Below are 17623 nucleotides of genomic sequence, written 5' to 3'. Positions count from 1 at the left end.
TTGCCCCACCCCACGTCCACCGACATAGCTGGACGGATCGAGGACCTGTACGGCGCACCGCTCGCCGACCTCGAAGCCCACGCCCAGGACCAGCCGCCCGGCATGCTCTGCGCCCTGCTCGGCATGCACGGCGACCTTGCCCTGGCCGAGCGCAGCATCGACTTCCACCGCGACCACCTCGCCCGGCTCATCCACCCCGAACGGCAGATCGGCCCGCACGAGGTCTCCCACCTCCTCGACGGGACCCGCCGGCTCGCCGAAGCTGTCGCCGTCCGCGAGGTCCAGGCCAAATCGGTCGCCGCCGTCCTGCAAAGCCTGGCCCGCATCCCGGCCCCGACGCCTGCCCCGCCGACTCCCTCGCCGCCTGCTCCGGCTCCGCCTCTTCCGACCCCGAGTCCGGCGCACAGCCGCTGACCCCCAGGCGATCCCCTTGCATTCACCCAGGAGTTCCTCCCTTGGCCATCACCGCTCTGCCCCCCGATGCCGACGCCGACATCGCCCGGGTCACCGAGGCCCTCGCCATGATCACCCCGCGCTGGAGCGTGAGGATCCTCTTGGCCCTCTCCGGCCCGCCGCTGCGCTACAGCGAGCTGGCGGCCAAGGTGTCCTGGCTGCAGAACGGCCAGCTCCACCCCAAACTCAAGGCGCTGTGCGACGCCGGACTCGTCGAACGCACCGAACACACCGCACGGCACGTGACCTACGGCCACACCGAACGCGGAGCCGCCCTGCTGCCGATCCTGCCGATGATCGTCACCTGGGCCGAGGAACACCTGGAGAAGGCGGACTGCCCGCTGCCCGCGATCGAGCAGATCGAGGACAGCCTCACCCTGCTCACCCGGCGCCATGCCGCCGCCATCCTGTGGGTGCTGAAGTCCCGTGAGGAAGTCAGCGGCCGGGCTCTGGCCCGAATCGTGATGCCCAGCAGCGACTGGACCAATATCTATCCGCCTCTGCGGCAGCTCGTCTTCGACGGCCTGGTTGACACCGACGGCATGGGCCGGCCCTACCGGCTGTCCGCGGCCGGCGATGGCCTGGGCCCCGTGCTTGGCACCCTGTCCGCGTGGGCCGCCGGGCAGCCCCTCGACCAGGCGGCCCAGCACCCGGTCTGGGGGCACCCGCAGGCGAAGCCCGCGCCGAGGCCGTGGATCAGCAGCCAGTCTCGGCCGGCCCTCACGGCGCTCCCACCCGCTCGGATACCCCAGTCCCCTCCGGCCTGGCACAACGGGGATCTCTTCTCGCACGCTGCGACCGCCCGCCCGAAGGCAGCCGTCCCGGCGGGAGGCCCGCGCCGATGAGTACCCCCTTTACCTCTGCCGAAGCGCAGTGCGCTGTCGAACTGCTCGCCTCGCGGCCCTTGGTCCGCCTGGTCACCGAGATCGACGACAACGGCGCCATACCGCCGCGACGGCTGGCTGGCACCCTGCCCGACCTCTCCACGCACCAACTGCGCAGCGCATCCGACACGGCCCGCGCCCACGGTCTCATCCGTATCGCGCCCGGCACTGGTCTGGAACTGACCGAGGCTGGGATGGAGTTGGCCGGCCTGTACGACGCGATGGCCCGCTGGGCCAGGCGTCACGCCTTCCCGGCTCCCGTCTGCGAGTTCAGCAGCCGCATTCGGCACGTCCTTGCCCTGTTGGCACCCTCGCTCATCACCGAGCGCGCCGACGGAGCGGAGGCGGGCGTGGCCCGTCTCCGCACGCTCCTGATCCAGTGGCTGGCCGACAACCTCCAGGTGGCCAGGGTGTCCGAACCTGAGCCGGTCGCGTGAGCGAAGCGGTCACACCCCGGCACGCACGCCACACCGGCGGGCTGATGCGCAGCATCTACCTGCCGCGCACGGCGGACGCGTTGGCGTTCGCGATGTCCACCTACGGCACCCCGCTGCTCGTCCTGGCCACGACGCGCTCCGCCGCGCTGACGGGCGCAGCCTTCGCTCTGGAGTGGATCCCGCGGCTGGCTGCGTTCGGGTGGGCAGGATCGGTTGTCGACCGGCGCGGTGCTGCCGTGGTCTTCCACCTGGCCTCCTTGGGCCGGGCGCTTGTCCTTGCCGTCGGCGCGGTCCTGCTCCACTTCCACCCGTCCGGCACCGTGGCGGGCGCGACCGTAATGCTGTTGGCAGCGACGACCGGCGTGCTCACCGAGTTCAGCTATATCGCGGCCGAGACCGCGGGCGCTGCCGCCAGCCGCCGAGCAGGACGGCGGGCCCACCGTGTCCAGGCCGTCCTGCTCGGCATCGACCAGACGGCGACCCTGGCCGGTCCGGCGCTCGCCGGGGTGCTCCTGCTTGCCGGTCCGCCGTTGATGCTCGCGGTGATCACCGTGCTCTCGTTGCTTGCCGCGCTGCTTGCCCTGCGCACTCCGCACTCGCCCGTGGCACCGGCCCGTGCGCCGAAGGGGAGGGCCGGGGCCGGACTGCTCACCGGGTGGCGCACCATCCGCTCGCTTCCCGCGCTCGGCTGGCTCGTGACCGGGCTGACCCTGTCCAACCTGGCCACCGGCCTTCTTCAAGCGGCCGGTCCCGTGATCGTCGTCAAGCACTTCGGGCAGTCCACCACCGCAGTCGGCCTCGTTTGGTCCGCCGCTGCCGCAGCGACGCTCCTCAGCGTCACGCTCTGCCGGTTCGCGCTCGACCGCCTCGGCCTGTGGCCGGTCGGCGCCGCCTGCGCCGCCTTCGCCTCGCTCGGCTGTCTCGCCGCTGCCCAGGCCCCCGACTACCGGTCCTACCTGGTCCTGGTCGCGGTCCTCATGGCGGGCGAAGGCGGCATGACGGTCGTCCTGCGCACCCTGCGCTCCCGCCTGATCCCTCCGGAGAAGTTCGGCAGCACCCTGTCGGCGACCATCCTCATCCTCCTGCTGCCCTTCCCCGTCGCCGGCGTGCTCACCGCGCTCACTCCGCCCGACGCGCTGGGCCACGTCATCACCGTCTGTGCCGCGCTGCAGGCCCTCGGTCTGTTCTGCGCCTTCGCTCGCCTGCGAACCGATCCCGCCCTGCGCACCTGACCCTGCTGCGCCCCAGCCTGTGGCGAACTTCATGTCCATTGCCGCCCTTGGATCGCACCGCGCGACTGGTCGCACCATCACCGAGCAGTGCCGCGCCTTCGACGCCCACAACCCGCACGTCTACGAGGCCCTGGAACGCATGGCCGCTCGCCGCCTGGCCGCCGGTGCAACCCGGGTCAGCTTGAAGGACTTGTTCGAGGACCTGCGCCGCCAGATCCCTCAGCGGTCGCCGGGCTGAACAACAACTACACCGCCCTCTACGCCCGCCGCCTGGTCAGCGAACACCCTCACTGGGCTGCGGCGTTCGAGCTGCGCCGCCCCCGTGCCGCCTGAGAGACCCCTCTCTTCCCTCGTCCCGCCCTCCACCGATACGGAGAATCCCTTCTTGCCCGCTCGTCCTCTCGTGCTCGTCGTTTCTCCCGGCGACGAGACCTACCGCGGCTACTGCCTGGAACAGGTGGCCGCCGCGTACGACGTCGTCCTGCTCACCGGCACCGAGCCGTCGTGGGAGAAGCCATTCATCGTCGACCACACCGTGGTCGATCTGAGCGACCCCGCAGCGCTGCTCGCCGGCGGCCGGGCGCTGGCCGAGCGCCACGACCTTGCCGGCGTGGTCACCTGGGACGAGTGGCACCTCGTCCCCACCGCCCGTCTCGCCCGCGCGCTCGGTCTGTCCTCGATGTCCGTCGAGGTGATGCGGGCCTGTCGCAACAAGGCCACCACCCGGGCTCTGTTCGCCCGCCATGGCGTGCCCTCGGCCGCCTCGATAAGGGCGCGGACTCTACTGGAGGCCGGCCTGGCGACGATGACCCTCGGTCTGCCGGCGGTCATCAAGCCCGCGGCCTTCGCGGGCAGCATCGGCGTGATCCGCGTCGACCGGCCCGAAGAACTGCCCGCCGCGTTCGCGTTCGCCTCGGCCAGTGCGAGCCGCAGTCGCGAGAACACCGGCGTCCTGGTCGAGGAGTACCTCGACGGGCCGGAATTCTCGGTCGAATGCGTCACCCACCGCGGAGCGACCACGGCGGTCGCCGTGACCCGCAAGCACCTGGGCCCCGCGCCGTACTTCGACGAGACCGGGCACACAGTCGATGCCACCGACCCGCTCCTGGCCCAGGTCGCCCCGGCCGCCGCTGCTGCGGTCAAGGCCATGGGGATCACCGACGGAGTGCAGCACGTCGAGCTGCGCCTGGTGGACGGTCGGCCGCGGTTGATCGAGGTCAATGCCAGGATCGGCGGCGACATGATCGGCCACCTTGTCCGCCTGGCCACCGGCATCGACCTGCCCCGGGCCGCCGCCGACCTCGCCTGCGGCCGAGCGCCGGACCTCACCCCGACCCGCAGCGGGGCCGCGGGCATCCGCATGCTCTACCCGGATACCTCCGGCACCCTGACCGCCCGGCACATCAACCAGCCCTTCGCCGCCCACACCCCCTGGCTGCACCAGGTGCAGTGGATCCGCGAGATCGGCGACGAGCTCGTCCTGTCGCCCGACGGCGACCTGTTCACCGCCCGGGCCGGGTTCTACATCGTCACCGGCCGCACCACCGCCGAGGTCACCGAACGCCTCGACACCGCCGCCGACGAGATCACCGTCACCACGAGGGCAGACCGATGAACCCACAGCCCGATTCGCACCACGAGATCGACGGCGACGTCTACGTCTCCCCGCGCCACCTCGCCTCCACCACCGGAACCGGCGACCCCGCCCTCGCCCCGCTGCTCGACCTCGACTGGGACCTGCGGTACGACGAGGACTCCAACGTGTACGTGAGCGCTCCCGACCGGCGCGTGCGCCTCGGCTACCTGCCCGAAGGCGAGGACGACGGGCTCTGGCGCATCAACGCCTACAAGGACTCCTTCGGACCGCCCGCGTGGGGCGTCTGCTTCAACGACCGCGTCCCCACTGAGTTTGTCCAGGCGTTCACCACGGTCCTGGCCACGGCGTACGAGCGGGGACCGGATGCTTACCTTGCCCGGCCGATCTCCGGCAATGACGAGCACGATCCCTTCCTCGCGGTCGTGCCGCTTCTGAAGCAGGGCTGGGAGATCGACCGTCCGCGCTGGGGCGTCTTCGCGGTCCAGGCCCCGGACGGGCTCGCCGGCATGGAGTTCACCACCGGTGACCTCGATCCGGAAACCGAACTGACCACGCTCGACGCGCGCTGGCAGCTGTGGGCGGGCAAGTCCATCGACCGGCCCGTCTGGTACGCCACGGCCAGCGCCGACACCCCGGTCACCCTGCTCACCGCCGTCACCGAGTGCGTCGCCGATCCGGCTCCCCTGCCCCGGTGGCGAGAGGTGACCTCCAGCTACATCAAGGGGATGGCCCAGCTCACCCCGATCCTCCCGCCGGGCCCGCCGGCTCCCACTCCGCTCGACGTGCAGCGGGCCGTCTCCTCCCGCCGTCCGGCTGCGCTGCCCGCGGCCAGCGTCCCGCGCTGGAGCACCACCAGCCGACCGGCCCTGCCCGGTCGCCGGTAGCACGCTCCTGACCCGACCGGAGATCCTCCTTGTCCCTGCAAGCCCCTGAGTTCTTCGCCGAACTCCGCCTCCCCTTTCACGACAGCACCGTCGTGGGCAACACCTACCTCGCCGTGCCGACTCCAGGCACGCACCTTCGGTTCCGAATCGACTTCACCCGCACCATCTACGCGGACACTTACGGCGGTCTACGCCTTGCGGTCGTCCACCCGGACCACGGCGAGATCGATGCGGTCAGCCTCAGCTTCCTGGACCACGGCACCTTCCACCGCCGCGACGTGGCAAGCAACAGGCCCCTGAACAATTCCACTCACGGCACCTTCAATAAGTACCACCGCGCCGGTCAACCACCGTGGGAGGGAGCTGAGTTCACCGGGCTTCGCGAAGCCATCGAGCAATACACCGCTGTCTGGTTCCCGGGGGCATGGGCGGCGTCCGCGCCGAACCGCGCCGCCAGCAGGAGCGCGTGCACGGCTCCCGCCCCGCCGACCGCGCGCGGCGGCGCTCGCACTCGCTGAGCCGCGCCCTTCCAACTCGGCAGTCCGTACTTTCTCCGCAGGAGCCCTGCCCGTGCTCACCCACCCCCTTGACCCCCTTGAGAACCTCGACCCGGCCCAGAGCGTGCAGGTCCTGCCTCGTCACCTCGCTGGCCCCGGCGCCGTTGACCCTCGCGCCGCGTGGGCCTTCCCCTTCGAGGAGGGCTGGCCGTCCGCCCAGACCGAAGCACGCACGGCCGCCGTGTTCAGCCCGTGCCGACCAGGACGTCATCGTCACCCCCGGCACCGCCACCCGGCTGACGATCACCGACCCCGTTCAAGGCCGCCAAGGTCCTCCTGCAGGCCAAAGACGACAAGACCGGCAAGCTCCTGCCCGGCGCGACCGTGAACAGCGGCACCGGCACGTCGACGCTGCTCACCCTGACCACGGGCGCCAAGGGCACGGCCTCCGGAGAACTGCCCGTGTCGAGCCGCAGGACTCAGTTCTGGGTCAAGGAAATCAAGGCCCCAGCCGGCTACGACCTCTACAAGCCGACGAAGACGTTCACTGCGGGCCCCGGCGCGCCCCGGCGCCCCGGTGACCATGACCGTCACCAACGCCAGGACAGCCACCGACCCGAAGCTCGACCCCTCAGACAAGCCGACGCACAAGCCCACCTACTCCCCGTCCAGCCCGGGCAAGCCGAGCGGTACCGGAGGAGCCACGCCCTCCGCCTCGGGCAGCGACACACCGGATCCTGACTCCTCGCCCGTGGCCGCGACCCCGGTCGGGGACTCCACGCCGACGCCGACGGGCTCCCTCGCCCACACCAGAGCCGACGCCACACCGTGGCTGATCGGCGGCGCGGCCGTGCTAATCGCAGCGGGCGGAGGCGTTCTCCTACTGGCACGCCGCAGCCGCACGGACAGTCCCACCGACGACTCCACCGAGAGCTGACCCGCCCTACACACCTCTCCACGACAGAGCCCTCGGATTCCACCGCCTGGAATCCGAGGGCTCTGTCGTCCACGAGCGCGCGTGGGCCTCGTTACGCTGTGGCAGTCATCGACCCCTCTTCGCTCTCGGCGATCCCTCCGAACTGCACCTGGGCACTTCCTACGGCGGCGTCACGTCCAGCCCCAGCGAGCCGTGGCACCCTCTTCTCCGAAGTGGTGGCATGCCCTCCGCACGGACTCGGACCTCGATTGGGTCTCCAGCAGCAGAGACCTGGTCCTGACCACCCTCGAGTACGCGCTCGCAAGCCGGGAAGTCGAACCGGGCAAACTGATTCACCATGCGGACCACGGCTGCCAATACACATCCGCGAAGCAGACAACTCGAGTCCTGCGAGCGGGAGTTGCCGCCCCCAAGGGTTCGGTCGGGGACAGTTACGACAAGGCCCTTGCGGAGAACCCGTGGTTGATCGTCAAGGCAGAGTGCATCCGCAGCCGCGTCTTCACCACCACGGCCGAGGCGAATCTCGCACTGTTCGAGTACATCGACGGCTTCTACAACTCCCGGCGCGTCCAGAAGCGGCTCGGCTACCTCAGCCCGATCGAGTTCGAGGAGAAGCACTACGCCGACCCGGCAACGGCCGAACGAACTCAACTCCGTTTGTTTCATTGACATCTCACTCAGAAGGCCTACGGTTGGGAGCGCTCCCATGACAGCCTTGCAACTGGAAGGAGTCCCCCCACATGCCCAAACAGAGTCCGTTAGCCGGGCGTTCGCGGTCGTCCCTCCGCCGGCCTCTCCAGGCGCTCGTCATGCTGTTCGCCGTGGTTGTCGGCGCACTCACCTGGTCGGCCCCCGCCCAGGCTCACGGCACCGTCGTCGGCCCCGCCTCCCGCGCGTACCAGTGCTGGAAGACGTGGGGCAGCAACCACACGAACCCGGCCATGCAGACCGAAGACCCCATGTGTTGGCAGGCCTTCCAGGCCAACGCCGACACCATGTGGAACTGGATGAGCGCGCTCCGCGACGGCCTCGGTGGCCAGTTCCAGGCGCGGACCCCCGACGGGACGCTCTGCAGCAACAACCTCTCGAGGAACGCCAGCCTGGACAAGCCCGGGCAGTGGAAGACCACCACCGTCGGCAACAACTTCTCGGTCCACCTGTACGACCAGGCGTCCCACGGTGCCGACTACTTCAAGGTCTACGTGAGCAAGCAGGGCTTCAACCCCAAGGCCCAGACCCTGGGCTGGGGCAACCTCGACTTCATCACGCAGACCGGCCGCTTCGCCCCGGCGAAGGACATCACGTTCCCCGTCCAGACCTCCGGCTACACCGGACACCACATCGTGTTCGTGATCTGGCAGGCCTCGCACCTCGACCAGGCCTACATGTGGTGCAGCGACGTGAACTTCGGCTGAGCCGGGGAGCGCCGCACACGGCACCGGCCCCTGCCGGGCGCCGGTAACCCGCCGTCCGGCTGACCGAGCTCCGTCGGGCCAGGGGACCCATTTGGTCACCTTGCCCCGACGGGGCTTCCTCCGCTCCTAACGAGCTCGTGCATGGTTGGCGGTGAGACGTCGAGGACTTCGGTGGGGCCCGGAGTTCACATCTGCTGAGCCGATGTCAGGTCTGCGGTCTGCTGGTGGGACAGCAGGCCGGCGATGGCTTGCACCGTGTCGCTCATATGCTCGCGGCGGCCGAGGTGGCGGGCCAGTGCCCGCCAGTTTTTAAGATGTGCAATGCCGTGCTCGACCCGGATACGGCGCGAGGAATGCTCCTTGCGCTGGCGCTCGTACATCTCCTCGTACCAGTCCGGGGCGTTCTTCTTGAACTTGCGGTGCGGTGGCGTCACTACACGTCCGCCGGTCTGCGCGCCGAGCCCCTGGTAACCGGCATCGGCGAGGATCTCGACCGCAGGTCCACCGGCCAGGATCCCGACCAGCCCCAACTGGCGTGCGTGGGTGATGTCCGCGCACCTCCCGGGCTTGGTCGGGCTGCACCACAGCACGCGTCCTTCGCCGTCCGTGACCACCATGGACTTGACGGGGTTCTGCTTGTTCTTCCCGGAGATGAACTTGTCCCGGTCCTTGCGCCCTTGGGCCGGACGCCGGACCCGGATCTCGGTGCCGTCGATGATGCCGGTCTTTCCGGTCCCGCCGAGATGGTCGATGACTTCGGTCAGAGTCCGCAGCCGTACGTCCGGGCTGATGGTGCACCCTCGCTCGGCGAGCAGGGGCCGCACCTCGTTGACGGCCCGGGTGATGGTCGAGCGGTCCACGCCAAACCAGCAGGCCAGCACGTCGTGGGTGGCTCCGTGACGGAGATGGACGAGAGTGGCCAACAGCCGGTCGACGAACACCAGCCGATGCTTCGCGCCGGCGCCTATGGCCCGCTTCCGCTGCCGGGAGGCAAGCCTGGTCTGGTGGCGTTGATGCCACAACGGGCCGACCTCGGCGACGAGTTCAGCGATCACATCGGCCGTCAGGCCCGTGATCCGCCGGTTGCTGATGACCAGTGCACGAGTCGAGTTCCCCACCACGCGACCATGATCAACGATCAAGAGCTCGACGTCTCACCGCCAACCATGCACGAGCTCGTAAGAGTTGTCCCGCAAATGGTCGGTGGAGCGGCGACACCAGGTTCTGAGCGGATACTCGCGAGACTCCGACGTGGCAGCTGTGGCAGCCTGCGGACAGAGCTGCGCGTTCATGCAGGCAGCCACTACGCCATCCAGTTCCACTACGCCTTGTCGGACGACGCCTGGTGCGTGGAACTGAGCGAGGCCGTCGCGGCGCCGGCCGCATGGGCTGAGATTCCCAACGCTGAGGCCCACCTGCCTGGAGCTGGCTTCTTGGTGGCGGTGATACCCGACGAGGACCCGAGCCTGGAGCCCACCGTCCCGATCCACAGCCACGACGAGCACGTCATCCTCTACGAGATCATGCGCTGGTTCATGGAGCAGGTGGCCGAGCAGGTTGAACGCTACCGCCTCGCGCTTGAGCAGGGAGCACCTGAAGCGGTGGAATGATCATGTAGTGACTGGTGTGATCACGGCGTCCGGGCCGTCCTGGATAGCCCCGTTCAGCGCACTGAGCCCGCGACAGTTCGGCAAGCTGATCACGGCGTCACGACGCGAGGGCGCGGACCCCGTTCGTAAGGGCCGACCGTGGAGCCTGCCGCTGGAGGACCGGGTCCTGCTGGTCGCTGCGTACTGGCGCACCAACCTCACGCTGCGGCAACTGGCACCGCTGCTCGGAGTATCGAAGTCGGCTGCCGATCGCATCATCGACCACCTCGGCCCCTCGCTCGCGCTCCAGCAGCGCAAGCGGTTCCGCAAGGACACTGTGCTGATCGTGGACGGCACCCTGGTGCCCACTCACGATCACACCATCGCCGAGCAGTAGAAAACTACCGATACTCGACCAACCACCAGGTCGTCATCGACGCTGACACCCGCCTGGTCGTCGCCGTCGGCCGACCGCTACCCGGCAACCGCGATGACTGCAAGGCATGGGAACTGTCCGGGGCGAAAGCCGCCGTCGGTACGACCACCGTCATCGCGGACGGCGGCTACCGAGGCACCGGGCTGGTCATCCCACACCGTCGAGAGAAAGGCCAGAGCGAACTACCGGCCTGGAAAGAGGAACACAACGCCTCTCACCGCAAGGTCCGCTGTCTCGTCGAGCACGTCTTCGCCCGCATGAAGACCTGGAAGGATCCTGCGCGACTGCCGCCTCAAGGGCGACGGTGCCCACCACGCCATGCTGGGCATCGCCCACCTGCACAACCTCGCCCTCGCCAGGTGACCGGGAAGGCGAGCTTGTCAGCCAGCACGTCGTAGATCATTCACGGGACAAGGCTTAGCCGTCCACACGACATGGCACCTCGAGGTACGGGGCAGCACTCTCCACCACCGGCATCCGTCCCCCCAACGTGATTACCTCTCCGAGTAGATTCACCGTCAGAAAGGCTGCAGCGACTGGGTTCGCTGTCAAACGCCTCGATTGGATGACGAAGGACACAGTTCGCCGGGGGCAGACAGGAAAGATCGCGGAAAGACTGGCCAACGGGCGCGAGGGCATGTCAACGTAGACGACCTTGCAAGAAACCCCAGGTCAGAGAGGTGATTGCCCGTGACCGTAGCCCCTGCGGGCCCCGGTTTCTCCACCACCGTCGAAGCCCTGCGACCGCGGGAGTGGCAGCTCGGCCCCGGTGAGCCGACCCTGGTCATGGACCAGTTCTCCGCCGAGGACTTCCACCTGATCGTCGATGATCGCGCGGACGTGCACGTCAGCTCCAAGGACGGCCGGTTCTACCTCGGATGGTTCCCGCTCGGCCGCCCCGGCACGGACGGCGAGGGATGGAAGATTGCCGTCACCGGCACCGCCAAGGTCCGCGGCTACCACCTGTCGTTCGATACCGAGACGCCGGCCGACATCGTCGCCGCGACCGTAGCGCGCGTGCTGGAGACCTCACGCTGCCTCTGACAGCGCGGACACCGACACGTAGTGCCCGCCCTGTGAGCGCTGGCCGTACCGAAGGCCGGCCCGTCCCGTTCCACTGCCCTGCTTTCCCCGCACCCCCAGGAGGTTGTCCGTGACGTCCCCGGAGATGACCGTCGGCGATCTCATCGACCTGTTGTCCGGCTGCGACCGGAGTGCTCCGGTCCGCCAGGCCATGAACCCCTTCGCCCCGATGGCGCACCGCTTGGCGCAGGTCCTGCAGTCGGTCGACGAGACCGGCCTGACCGTCGTCTACCTCGCCGAAGGACCGGACCCGGACGCACAGCTCGGCCACCTTCCGCCGGAGGTCGCCATCGAGCTGACGTGGCAGGGCCCCGTCCAGGCGCCCCCGCGCCGCCCCCGCCGCCGCGCCGGCGGCAACTAGATCCGCACCGAGCCCTTGGAGGCGCCCCTGTACCCCGACTTGCCGCCCGACTCGTCCACCCCGCGCGGCGGCCAACCCGCGTTCTGGGTCGGCCCCCGGCACCTGGCCGGTGACGATGGACGCCTCTACGACGTCGTCGCCGATGCGCTCGCCGGCCTGGGTTGGGCGAGCCTAACGATCGTCCGCGGACGGCACGAGCCGGACGAGGCGCCGGAGGACCGCCAGGTCCTGCGCAGCACCGTCCTGCACATCAGCCCCGACGCCTTGCGCTGGGCCCAGTGGGGCCTGGCGGACGAGCCGTTTCACCTGGGCGAGCTGCCGATCGCCTGGCAGATCTCCGCCCGAGCCGAGGCGAGCAGCCCGCTCGCCCAGTGGTCGGCCTACTTCACCCGTGACGTCCCCGGCGAGGCGGTGGTCGACTTCCTCGTCGCGCTCGACGCAAGCGACCAGCCTGCCGTGCCGCTCGCCGGATCCGAGCTGGTCCTTGACGCTGTCGCCGCCCACGGATGGTTCCGCGACATCGACCAACCCGAGGCGGCGGCGACGGACCCGACGTTCACCTCGCACATCAGCCTCGGCGAGGTCCCGCCCCTCATCCAGGACGCTGACCCGCGGGCCCTGTCCGCCGAGGACGACGAGACGGGACCGGCCGGATGGCAGGCGTGGGCCGAGCCCGCGCTCGGCGCACCGTGTCTGTGGGCGGCATCGTTCGCCGCCAGCGTCCCGCACGATCTCGTCGCCGCCTTCGCCGCCTCCCTCAGCTCGACCGCACCGGTTCTGCGGCGGGTACTGCCCGAGGCCACCCAGGAGCGCCTCCTGCGCGCGCCGGCCATCTAACGTTCCGCGTACAACTCTCGACGATCGCAGTCCGGCACCCTCCCAGTTGGGGGTGCCGGACTTTCTTGCTTCTCGGGTGAAGTGGCCGGTCGGTCCTCGACGCCCAGGAAGAACTGCCGCCCGTTGATGGAACGATGCAGGATGCGGCAAGGCACCCCAGTCCCGGCGCCTTTATGGTCATCGCTCTCATCGTCGCCGTGACGAGCGCGTTGTCGGTCCGTTCACGCCGCAAGCGCACGGCTGCCTTCGCGGCGCAGTGGCAGGCATTTCAGCAGCACCGAAGCTCCGGGCAGGGGCAACTCCTACAGGTGACGCGGGTCTACCAGCACGGCCGCCGTGGCTTTATAGCTGTCGCGATTTGGTGCGACACCGGGCGGCAGCAGGACGCCTGGTCTGGAACTGGCACGTTCCCGCAGGCGCGTACCTGCTCGTGAACGCCTCCAGCGGCTATGGGCCTCATAGTCATAACCCGAACGTGCTCTACGTCCTGCCCGGCCAGGTCCGAGCCTGGGTACCAGGCCAAGCCGCTCGCGCCGCTCAAGGCGTCAGCCAGTAACGCACTGCTGCCCCCGACCTGCGGTGGTCGGAGGCAGCAGCGTGACGTGCACGCAAGTCAGCTCGTTTCCGTGGCCTTGTCGAGGGCCTTGTCGAGGTGGCGGTCGACGAGGGCCGGGGAGCCGGAGACGACCAGCAGCAGGTTGCCGTCGCGGATCGCGGTCTGCTTGACCACGGTGCTCCGTCCCCCGGCGATGAACGTCAGGAGCTGGCTCCACTGCTCGTCACCGCCGACGTGGGGTGCGGGCAGCTTCTGCGAGGTCACGTCGACTGGGGTGCCACCCGCGACGACCAGATAGGTCGGCAGCCTGTCATGGCGTCGAAGATCCGGTCGATGCCGTCGGACAGCTTCTTCGCGCTGTCGCTGTACAGCTCCTCGGAGATCTCCGAGGAGCTGCCGCCGTAGGTGAAGTCCGCCTTCGCCTTGTGCGGGAAGGCGAGCGTGCCGCCAGTCGCCGCGTCGCCGCCCAGCTCGCTCAGGGCCGGGCAGCCGATGACGGTGACGTCGTCGTGCTGGGCTGGACGCTCCGGCTTGGGAAGGTAGCCGCTGCCGAGGTCGCGCGGGTCGAGCAGGCGGGACTCGAGCGCGGCCGGCTTCTGGACGGCGTCGGCCGGCTTTCCCGTACGGGAGGAGGGGGTCTGGCGCTTGGACCCGGTGGTGTCGGTGGAGCAGGCGGGCACGGCGAGGAGGGCGGCGGTGATGCCGAGTGCGGTGGTGGCGACGCGAACGCGCATGACGGAACTGACCCCTTGGTGATAGGCGACGGGTGGTCAGTGCGGGCCCGCGGGCCCGGTGGGGTCGTAGGAGTGGTGGTCAGTGCCCGAGGTGGCGCAGGCAGTCCTCGAACGTGGCGTGCGTCGCGTCCGCCGGCCCGGAGTGCCGGTTGTACCAGGCGGTGTCGATGCGGGTCTCCTGCTGCTGGTGTCCGGCCCTGCAGCGCAGCCAGATCCCACCGCGGGTGGAGAGGATGAGCCAATCCCGGTATGCGCCGCACTCGGTGCAGGCGGCCATCTCGCCGTTGAGGACGAGGGGCTGCTTCCACGGCATCATCTTGCCTTCGACCTGGTCGTGGCTCGGCACCCGCAGTTCCGGCGGGAGCAGGTCGTCCACGATGGCGGCTGGCTCGGCGGACTCCGGCTCAGGCGCCGGCACTCCGAAGCCGGGCGGGACCTGGCCCTGCAGCTGCGCGTACAGCTCAGCGAACTGCCTCTGAGCTTCGCTCGGCTCCTTGGCCCTGCGGCGTATCCGGTGAAACACCCTGGCGTCCTCCTCTACCTCGTCACCTCGTCCTGCGCGCTTCATGATCGTGCCCCACGCCCGCGGCGGTTTCAATTCACGAAGTTCACAGTTACGTTGCGCGAGGTCACTAGCCTCAACAGCGGGATCTTTCGAGATGGGGACGTGACATGGACGCTGCGGTAGTCGGACTCGTCGGGGCGATCGGCGCGGCAGCCCTTGGTGCCGTCGGAGGCTGGGGCGCGGCGCGCATAGCCGTCAAAGGGGCTACGTACCAGGCGGACAAGCAGGCATCGAGCACCTGCGAACTGTGGCTTCAACAGGTGCGACGCGATGTCTACCACGCCTTTCTGCATCCGGCTCGCGCCCTAGCGGATGAAATGGGTGCGTTCGCGTTGCGCGGCTGCACAGATACGTCGGTAACTGACGAGGAGCGATGGGAAGCCAGAGAGCGCTTCATGAACGGGATTCAGCACCTTGAGAGGAAGAGCCTGGACATGGCGGTGGAGGGAGCATCCGACGTAACTGCCGTTGCCCAGAGTGTGGTGGCCGACATGAAGGCACTGAGTAGAGTGCTCACGAGCACGATGGCTCGGGGAGGGAACGGGTTTCCGGAGGCGACGAGGCTGTATCAGCGACTCGACGCACTGACCGAGAAGGCCGGCCACATCCAAGGAGACGCTTCCCTCCGGTAATCCGGCCCTACCGTTTGCGTTAGAGACGCCTTTCTCGTACGTCCGCTACGACTGGGATGTCCCGCGAGGCAAGCGGGTTACGATCCGCAGGCGGCAGCATCCTGCTCTCGACGATGGCCACCACTCACAGTGTGTTACCCGATGCTGCCCCGTCTCGTGGGTTCTTAGGCGAGGTGGACCGGGGTGCTGGCCGGGCGGCCTCGGATGGGCTTATTGTGACGCGGCTCCGGGGCACGCCAGCGGCATCGGCGGGCAGGTCTGCTATGCGCCGCAGCCGCCACACGAGCACATCGCTGACGGAGTCCGCGGTGCCGAGTTCGCGGCGGCCGGCAACGTCGGACAGAAGGACGGCCGCGTCGTGGCCGGCGGCTTCGGCTTCCGCGATGGTCGCCGCCAGGGCGTACCAGCCGGGCTCGGCGAGGATCTGCTCGGCCAGCTCCGGCAGCGACTCGCGCAGCAGCACGGTCTGCCGCTGGAGCATCGGCCGGCTCAGACGCCGGCCACGCTGGTAGAGCACGCCTAGGGGCTGGGCGGCGGCGGCCTGATAGGCGGCGCGCAGGTGCGCGGCGGCCCGGGTAGCGGCCTCGGCCTGCTGGGCGTGTCCCTTCCTGGCGTGCCAGTGCGCGGCGGCGGTGATGAGGAAGAAAAGCATGTCGATCGCCATAGCCGTAGTGGCGCCGTCCTCGCCGCGGCCGAGGGCCGGGCCGCCCTGGACAAGGTCGCGGGCGGCATGCCGCAGGGCTCGATCGTGCCCGCGCACGGCGCGGACGTGAGAGCGCGAGGCCCGTTCGAAAGCCGTTGCAGCGTCGCGCAGTTCGCGGCGGGTGTGGGCGGCGGAGGTATTCGCGAGGGCATCCAGGACCTCGCCAGCTGCTGCGATGTGGGCGGCGGCGACCGCGTCCTCGCCGTGCTCGACGACGAGCACGGCCTGCCACACGGCCGAGGCCGTCCCGCGGCGTGCGGCGGCCGGACTGCCCGGCCCCGTACGGATCGCATCCTCCTGCCGGGCAGCCGGAACGTCCTGCGCGTCACCGGCCCAGCGCTCGCGGATGCGGGGCAGCGACAGGTCGGGGGCCAGGCGCGCGCCGGGGTAGAACACCGGCTCGCCGTCCTTGTTCAGGTCATCGGGCAGGGCGACCTTGTATCCGAGCAGATCGCCAGAGGGAGCGGCACGCTTGCGGATCAGGAGGCCGGCGGCGGCGAGCCGGTCGAAGAACTCCTCGTCGCTCCTCGCGCCGGCCACCGCCCGTCGTACGGTTTCGCGCAGTTCCTCGCGGGCGGTGCTCTGGCGACCCTGCCGCTTGGCTTTGTGGCGTTCGGCGCTGGTGGGTCGTTGGGCTGCGGTGCCGTCTCCGGGTGCGACCTGGCGTAGGCCGAGTTCCTTCTCGATGAGCCGGGCTTCTGCCTGGGCGCGGGCGCCGGAGCGGAAGTCGTCGGGGCGGTGACCGTCCTCGGTTACGAGGGTGGCGACGATATGGATGTGGTCGTCGGCGTGGCGTACGGCGGCCCAGCGGCAGCCGGGCTGTCCGTCGCCGGGGTCGATACCGGTGGCGGCGACGATGCGGCGGGCGATGCCGGCCCACTCCTCATCGGACAGGATCCGGTCGCCGGGGTCGGCGCGTACGGAGGTGTGCCACACGTGCTTGGCCGGGCGGGCGTGCTTAGCGAGGGCCATCACGGGTTGGTCGAGGAGCTGTTGGAGGTCCTTGAGGGTGGCGTTCGGGTCGCGGCCGGGGTCGGGGGACATGCCGTCGAAGGAGGCGACGAGATGGGGGTCGGTGTGGTCCTCGTACTTGCCGGTCTCATAGAGGTAGTAGAGGAGACCTCTGGTGTCTGACCCGGACGGGTTGACGCTGGGGATCATGAGCCGTGGTGCTCGATCAGCCGTGTGGCGGCTTCGTGGGCGGTGTCGGCGGCACGCCGTACGGCGGCGACGGCCGCTTCGAGCTGAGGAACGTCTGCACCGGAGTTGAGCGCCTTGACTGCCTGGTTGAGATTGCTGCCGGCCCAGCCGAGCCGGCGTCGGCTGTCGAACAGGGCTGTGATGACTTCGCGTTCGTCGGCGATCTCGGCGCTGGTGCGGTTGAGGTCGCGGGCGGCGGCGATGGCGGAGCGGGCGAGGAACCCGGCGACGGACAGATTGCACTGGGCGGCGGCGGACTTGATCAGGGCGAACTCATCATCATTGAAACGTGTGTTGGGCTGGTGTAGGCGCTTCTTCTCGGGCGACTGGCGCGGACGCTGGCGGGCGCGAGGAGCGCGCTGTCGGCGTACACGCGGTTCAGTCTGCTTCTCCTCCTGCCTTGGCTTCGATCCGCCCCCGGTCGAAGCCTCAAGGACCTGCGCCCCCCGGTGCAGGTCCTCTCCCGCCCCCGAGGGGGCGGGTTCGGCGGAAGCTACGCTTCCGCCCCAACTTGCTCGCCGCGCGAACGAGTTGGAGTCGGGATCAGGTTCCGGGGTGGTGCCGTTCTTGCGTGCGTTCGTCATCGGGATT

19 protein-coding genes and 4 pseudogenes are annotated in these 17623 nt (G+C 69.4%); 18 read left to right on the top strand and 5 right to left on the bottom strand.

What is annotated here, in order from left to right; translation table 11 throughout:
- From ACPXCS_RS33515 to ACPXCS_RS33460, 12 genes and pseudogenes are all read left to right on the top strand, one after another.
- Entirely contained in the window at positions 1-414 is a 414-nt protein-coding gene (locus ACPXCS_RS33515; RefSeq protein WP_425950718.1) for a hypothetical protein, read from the top strand.
- Between the two features lie 41 nt (positions 415-455).
- Positions 456-1298 (top strand): winged helix-turn-helix transcriptional regulator, encoded by an 843-nt coding sequence (locus ACPXCS_RS33510; protein WP_425950719.1) that lies wholly within the window; start codon positions 456-458, stop codon positions 1296-1298.
- On the top strand, positions 1295-1774 hold the full coding sequence (locus ACPXCS_RS33505; RefSeq protein WP_425950720.1) for a regulator: 480 nt from the start codon (positions 1295-1297) through the stop codon (positions 1772-1774). The genes ACPXCS_RS33510 and ACPXCS_RS33505 overlap by 4 nt, the downstream gene beginning before the upstream one ends.
- Positions 1771-3006 carry an MFS transporter gene (locus ACPXCS_RS33500; protein ID WP_425950721.1) on the top strand — a complete coding sequence of 412 codons (1236 nt, stop codon included), beginning with the start codon at positions 1771-1773 and terminating at the stop codon, positions 3004-3006. The genes ACPXCS_RS33505 and ACPXCS_RS33500 overlap by 4 nt, the downstream gene beginning before the upstream one ends.
- Positions 3007-3037: 31 nt before the next feature.
- Positions 3038-3339, top strand: a pseudogene (locus ACPXCS_RS33495) (hypothetical protein).
- Positions 3340-3391: 52 nt separating this feature from the next.
- On the top strand, positions 3392-4621 hold the full coding sequence (locus ACPXCS_RS33490; RefSeq protein ID WP_425950722.1) for an ATP-grasp domain-containing protein: 1230 nt from the start codon (positions 3392-3394) through the stop codon (positions 4619-4621).
- Positions 4618-5487 carry a DUF317 domain-containing protein gene (locus ACPXCS_RS33485; protein ID WP_425950723.1) on the top strand — a complete coding sequence of 290 codons (870 nt, stop codon included), beginning with the start codon at positions 4618-4620 and terminating at the stop codon, positions 5485-5487. Before ACPXCS_RS33490 ends, ACPXCS_RS33485 begins: the two co-directional genes overlap by 4 nt.
- A gap of 29 nt (positions 5488-5516) precedes the next feature.
- Positions 5517-6005 carry a hypothetical protein gene (locus ACPXCS_RS33480; RefSeq protein ID WP_425950724.1) on the top strand — a complete coding sequence of 163 codons (489 nt, stop codon included), beginning with the start codon at positions 5517-5519 and terminating at the stop codon, positions 6003-6005.
- 363 nt (positions 6006-6368) lie between these two features.
- A pseudogene (locus tag ACPXCS_RS33475) lies at positions 6369-6473 on the top strand (hypothetical protein); the annotation flags it as partial.
- A 94-nt stretch (positions 6474-6567) separates the two neighbouring features.
- Entirely contained in the window at positions 6568-6921 is a 354-nt protein-coding gene (locus ACPXCS_RS33470; protein WP_425950835.1) for a hypothetical protein, read from the top strand.
- Between the two features lie 462 nt (positions 6922-7383).
- On the top strand, positions 7384-7590 hold the full coding sequence (locus ACPXCS_RS33465) for an IS3 family transposase (RefSeq protein ID WP_425950725.1): 207 nt from the start codon (positions 7384-7386) through the stop codon (positions 7588-7590).
- Positions 7591-7730: 140 nt separating this feature from the next.
- Complete coding sequence (locus ACPXCS_RS33460) at positions 7731-8336, top strand: lytic polysaccharide monooxygenase auxiliary activity family 9 protein (RefSeq protein WP_425950836.1); 606 nt, start codon at positions 7731-7733, stop codon at positions 8334-8336.
- Positions 8337-8521: 185 nt separating this feature from the next.
- On the opposite strand, the gene ACPXCS_RS33455 is transcribed toward ACPXCS_RS33460, so the two are convergent.
- Positions 8522-9457 (bottom strand): transposase family protein, encoded by a 936-nt coding sequence (locus tag ACPXCS_RS33455; protein ID WP_425950726.1) that lies wholly within the window; start codon positions 9455-9457, stop codon positions 8522-8524.
- Positions 9458-9463: 6 nt separating this feature from the next.
- On the opposite strand from ACPXCS_RS33455, the gene ACPXCS_RS33450 reads away from it, so the two are divergent.
- From ACPXCS_RS33450 to ACPXCS_RS33430, 5 genes and pseudogenes are all read left to right on the top strand, one after another.
- Positions 9464-9946 carry a hypothetical protein gene (locus ACPXCS_RS33450; RefSeq protein WP_425950727.1) on the top strand — a complete coding sequence of 161 codons (483 nt, stop codon included), beginning with the start codon at positions 9464-9466 and terminating at the stop codon, positions 9944-9946.
- 7 nt (positions 9947-9953) lie between these two features.
- Positions 9954-10724, top strand: a pseudogene (locus tag ACPXCS_RS33445) (transposase).
- Between the two features lie 327 nt (positions 10725-11051).
- Positions 11052-11405, top strand: a complete 354-nt coding sequence (locus ACPXCS_RS33440) for a DUF317 domain-containing protein (protein ID WP_425950728.1) — start codon at positions 11052-11054, stop codon at positions 11403-11405.
- 109 nt (positions 11406-11514) lie between these two features.
- Positions 11515-11805 (top strand): hypothetical protein, encoded by a 291-nt coding sequence (locus ACPXCS_RS33435; RefSeq protein WP_425950729.1) that lies wholly within the window; start codon positions 11515-11517, stop codon positions 11803-11805.
- A gap of 15 nt (positions 11806-11820) precedes the next feature.
- Positions 11821-12642, top strand: a complete 822-nt coding sequence (locus tag ACPXCS_RS33430) for a DUF317 domain-containing protein (RefSeq protein WP_425950730.1) — start codon at positions 11821-11823, stop codon at positions 12640-12642.
- A gap of 613 nt (positions 12643-13255) precedes the next feature.
- On the opposite strand, the pseudogene ACPXCS_RS33425 reads toward ACPXCS_RS33430, so the two are convergent.
- Both ACPXCS_RS33425 and ACPXCS_RS33420 read right to left on the bottom strand, forming a co-directional pair.
- Positions 13256-13932: pseudogene (locus ACPXCS_RS33425) on the bottom strand (hypothetical protein).
- 79 nt (positions 13933-14011) lie between these two features.
- The gene (locus ACPXCS_RS33420) at positions 14012-14500 is read right to left on the bottom strand and encodes a hypothetical protein (protein WP_425971092.1); all 489 of its coding nucleotides are present in this window, start codon (positions 14498-14500) and stop codon (positions 14012-14014) included.
- A 104-nt stretch (positions 14501-14604) separates the two neighbouring features.
- Between ACPXCS_RS33420 and ACPXCS_RS33415 the strand changes: the two genes are divergently transcribed.
- Entirely contained in the window at positions 14605-15129 is a 525-nt protein-coding gene (locus ACPXCS_RS33415; RefSeq protein WP_425950732.1) for a hypothetical protein, read from the top strand.
- 124 nt (positions 15130-15253) lie between these two features.
- On the opposite strand, the gene ACPXCS_RS33410 is transcribed toward ACPXCS_RS33415, so the two are convergent.
- Both ACPXCS_RS33410 and ACPXCS_RS33405 read right to left on the bottom strand, forming a co-directional pair.
- Positions 15254-16993 carry a relaxase/mobilization nuclease domain-containing protein gene (locus tag ACPXCS_RS33410; RefSeq protein ID WP_425950733.1) on the bottom strand — a complete coding sequence of 580 codons (1740 nt, stop codon included), beginning with the start codon at positions 16991-16993 and terminating at the stop codon, positions 15254-15256.
- Positions 16990-17616, bottom strand: coding sequence for a hypothetical protein (locus tag ACPXCS_RS33405; RefSeq protein WP_425950734.1), 627 nt, complete (start codon positions 17614-17616; stop codon positions 16990-16992). Before ACPXCS_RS33405 ends, ACPXCS_RS33410 begins: the two co-directional genes overlap by 4 nt.
- Positions 17617-17623 lie beyond the last annotated feature (7 nt).

The organism is Streptomyces sp. DT190, from assembly GCF_049846985.1.
Lineage (GTDB): Bacteria > Actinomycetota > Actinomycetes > Streptomycetales > Streptomycetaceae > Streptomyces.
This window is presented reverse-complemented; position numbering and strand designations above follow the sequence as displayed.

Bases quoted from the DNA above. Each gene is read 5' to 3' on its own strand.
- ACPXCS_RS33460 (WP_425950836.1), top strand. From the start codon at position 7,731: ATGCTGTTCGCCGTGGTTGTCGGCGCACTCACCTGGTCGGCCCCCGCC.
- ACPXCS_RS33470 (WP_425950835.1), top strand. From the start codon at position 6,568: ATGACCGTCACCAACGCCAGGACAGCCACCGACCCGAAGCTCGACCCC.
- ACPXCS_RS33450 (WP_425950727.1), top strand. From the start codon at position 9,464: ATGATCAACGATCAAGAGCTCGACGTCTCACCGCCAACCATGCACGAG.
- ACPXCS_RS33415 (WP_425950732.1), top strand. From the start codon at position 14,605: ATGGACGCTGCGGTAGTCGGACTCGTCGGGGCGATCGGCGCGGCAGCC.
- ACPXCS_RS33505 (WP_425950720.1), top strand. From the start codon at position 1,295: ATGAGTACCCCCTTTACCTCTGCCGAAGCGCAGTGCGCTGTCGAACTG.
- ACPXCS_RS33410 (WP_425950733.1), bottom strand. From the start codon at position 16,993: ATGATCCCCAGCGTCAACCCGTCCGGGTCAGACACCAGAGGTCTCCTC.
- ACPXCS_RS33420 (WP_425971092.1), bottom strand. From the start codon at position 14,500: ATGAAGCGCGCAGGACGAGGTGACGAGGTAGAGGAGGACGCCAGGGTG.
- ACPXCS_RS33485 (WP_425950723.1), top strand. From the start codon at position 4,618: ATGAACCCACAGCCCGATTCGCACCACGAGATCGACGGCGACGTCTAC.
- ACPXCS_RS33405 (WP_425950734.1), bottom strand. From the start codon at position 17,616: ATGACGAACGCACGCAAGAACGGCACCACCCCGGAACCTGATCCCGAC.